Below are 2,876 nucleotides of genomic sequence, written 5' to 3' on the forward strand. Positions count from 1 at the left end.
GATTAATATGACATGGAATAAAGAGGAAGCAATAAGCTGGGCAAGGCAACATGCGCAGCCTCACAGCACTGGTTATTGTGCGCGTTATGTTGCGAGGGCAATTGAGGAGGGTGGGCTTCTCATTTCTCATGCAAACGCTCATGATTTCGGTGGGTCACTAAGGGGGGCCGGATTTCATGAGATGCCAGGCGGCACCCCACCCGAAAAAGGGGACCTTGCGGTAATCCAGCCGATACCAGGCCCCCCTGTGGACATACCGCTATTTTTGATGGAGTAAGCTGGTACTCAGATTTTAAACAGCGAACAATGTACCCCGGCGAAGCCTATCGCCATTATCAGCCCGCCTATAAAATTTAGCGGAAGAGGTGAGTGATGCGCAGATACATTCTGGCTGCAATGATGTTTACCTGTGTGGCGCGCGCTGAGACAACACCGCAGCAGCAGGCTGAAATATTTTATCGTTGGTACATCCAGCAGGTTAGTGGCCTTGAAAACCCGCTGGAGAATCCGAAACTTTCCGGATACGTAGAGCACGGGACATACGCCATCCTGATGAAAGCCTACAAGGCCAATGAGATTGATGTTGATTACTTCACGAAAGTTCAGGACTTTGATGATAAGGACTGGCTACAGCATATAACGGCTGAAAAGGTGGTTATTGATCCTGTTTGCACAAACGTTTACATGTCCTTTGGACTGGCAGACAGGAAACGGGTTGCCGCCTGCTTTGTTAGAGATAAGGGAGGGTGGAAAATTAGGTCAGTGACAGACCTGCCCTAAAATGTATTAGCTCAGACACTTGACCTGACACAACTACGGCACAAACCAAAGTGACAGTGAAGTGGCATACTGAATAAATCGCCCTATTTTTGGCGGTTTTAATGCATGCATTTACTTCACTAACTAATTTTTATGTAGGCATATAAACACAATAATTTTGGTTAACTCAAAAAAATAATATGATGAAAATCTGATCAGTCCAAACTGCAAGGATTAGCAGGTGCATCATGTTTACACTCTACGAAGGCCGTGAAATTGAATGGGAACTCAGCCCAGAAGACTTCGCCTATATCTGCTCACCCGAGCACGCTTTAGAACAATCTAAAACCCACTATGATCTGGATGAGCGAAATTACCGCAGCAAATTCAGCCCCTTTAGTGTTCCTGAGCGCCTTTACTCAGGACTGCCCATATGGCGACGGGCACAGGCCGGGTATGTGGATCCCATTTACGACTCAATAAAAGAGCATCTTCAGTTAGGCTGGCTGATGGGTGTGGATACCACTGAGCAATGGAATTGGGTCGAAAACCCGTTTTACGTTGATGAAAATGGTGACCTGATTTGTGACAGAGCCTATCTGTACCACGAAGGGTTTATTCGACAGGCTATGGATGCTTATGAATTCGCCGTAGCTGAAAGACAAGGTGTAAAAGCCCTTCCAACTCAGAAATATGATCACGGGCGTTGGGGTTCAGCGCCTGTTCAACATGCCCAGTCAACTAAGACAATCAATAGTAAAGCTGCCGGGCGGTTATTAGCTGCTGGCGGTATCTACAATGGAAACATAGAAGGCTACGCCAAAACAGCTCAGCAGAGATGCCCCGGCGGGTTACGATCAAGTTCTTAATGAAACAACAGCAGGATCGGCTATTGCTTTGGCATCTATCGGCGCGGCCTTTGGGCTTGGTCGGTTGGGGTCAATGCAAGAAATAGAGAGCATTGAAAAAATATAGGGAGCAAGAGGGCCTGCAAGTCTACGAGAGTTTGATCCTGACTTGGCCGGTGGGCCGCTTGAAAAGCTAAGTACAGAAGGTGTTAACATCACGCACGCGGGCGTTGATACCGTTGAGCTTCATATTTCGCGTTTCGAACCCGACAGTGCTAATGACTTTATGATTGACCGGCTACGAAAGATCTCTGACGGTACTTTAGCCCCAGCACCAGTAGATTTGAACTATTTCACCCATGAATGCCGTGAATTTCAACGATATTGCAATTTAGGATGGGAGTCAGGGCAACCAACAGACGGTGTTGCAGCGTATGATTTATGGAATAACGCCCACACAGCAACACTTGAGGAATTCGGTTTGCGAGATAATCAACTTTATCACCCGGATGCGTTTAAATGATGACTAAAGCAGAACAAGATATTCTCAAGGTTTTAATGGCTGATGAGAAAAAATGGACTTGGATGACTCTGGATCGGATGCTTTCGATAAGGGGCTTGGGCGGGGTTGGGCAGGTACCACGTTATGTAGCGAAACTTGCGGAGGATGGAATGATCAACATAGTTGAAGGCAATAAGCCAGCAATGCCTTTCTATGTAATTACCCCTAAGGGGCGAGCGATAGTTGAGAGACTTATCAGCCAAAGTGACGACTCAGTCTCTCAGAGTGACTAGTGGTCTTGGCAAAACTAGCACTAGCGGCTAAATGCCGACCAACTCATTGGGCGGTATTTTAATGCCTGCTGCATGGCTCAAAGTGGCACTGTAGTCCCTCCGGTTTGTAGTATTGACTATTTCATTTTTCTTTTCGCTATTAACTCTTCTTTTAATATGAATCTTATCAATGAAATTAAATGAATAAGTACTGCTTCGCACTAATTTTATTAGTGTTGACAGTACCTATGCTAATATCAATCTATCTGCAAAATTAGAAGCCCATTCTCTAATTTTATTTTGTTTGAGTTAATTAATGTTTGGATTGCATCATTTATATTGGATCTTAACAGTAAACTTGTAGACTTGAATCCAAGCAATCTTGATATTGAGATGACAAGTTCATCATGAGTTGCTCCAAAGCTTTTTGAAATAGTAGCAACTATACCAATTGAGATTTCTTCGGGAGAAATATTTTCAGGCTTTCTTACTGTC

At 44.9% G+C, this 2,876-nt stretch carries 4 protein-coding genes and 2 pseudogenes; 5 read left to right on the forward strand and 1 reads right to left on the reverse strand.

Annotated elements, in window-relative coordinates; translation table 11 throughout:
- The 5 genes and pseudogenes from J1785_RS01880 to J1785_RS01895 form a co-directional block, all read left to right on the forward strand.
- Window positions 1-277 (forward strand): annotated as a pseudogene (locus J1785_RS01880) (hypothetical protein); the annotation flags it as partial.
- Between the two features lie 95 nt (window positions 278-372).
- Window positions 373-780, forward strand: a complete 408-nt coding sequence (locus tag J1785_RS01885; protein WP_129991736.1) for a YqhG/Tai3 family protein — start codon at window positions 373-375, stop codon at window positions 778-780.
- A 227-nt stretch (window positions 781-1,007) separates the two neighbouring features.
- Window positions 1,008-1,716, forward strand: a pseudogene (locus tag J1785_RS26605) (DUF8093 domain-containing protein); the annotation flags it as partial.
- Between the two features lie 60 nt (window positions 1,717-1,776).
- The gene (locus tag J1785_RS26610) at window positions 1,777-2,130 is read left to right on the forward strand and encodes a colicin (RefSeq protein ID WP_238483027.1); all 354 of its coding nucleotides are present in this window, start codon (window positions 1,777-1,779) and stop codon (window positions 2,128-2,130) included.
- On the forward strand, window positions 2,127-2,402 hold the full coding sequence (locus tag J1785_RS01895; protein WP_129952268.1) for a hypothetical protein: 276 nt from the start codon (window positions 2,127-2,129) through the stop codon (window positions 2,400-2,402). Before J1785_RS26610 ends, J1785_RS01895 begins: the two co-directional genes overlap by 4 nt.
- Before the next feature lie 236 nt (window positions 2,403-2,638).
- Here J1785_RS01895 and J1785_RS01900 read toward each other — a convergent pair.
- The coding region (locus J1785_RS01900) for a hypothetical protein (RefSeq protein WP_420803823.1) at window positions 2,639-2,876 on the reverse strand (238 nt) is incomplete at its 5' end.

Source organism: Rahnella perminowiae, from assembly GCF_019049755.1.
GTDB classification, from domain to species: domain Bacteria; phylum Pseudomonadota; class Gammaproteobacteria; order Enterobacterales; family Enterobacteriaceae; genus Rahnella; species Rahnella perminowiae.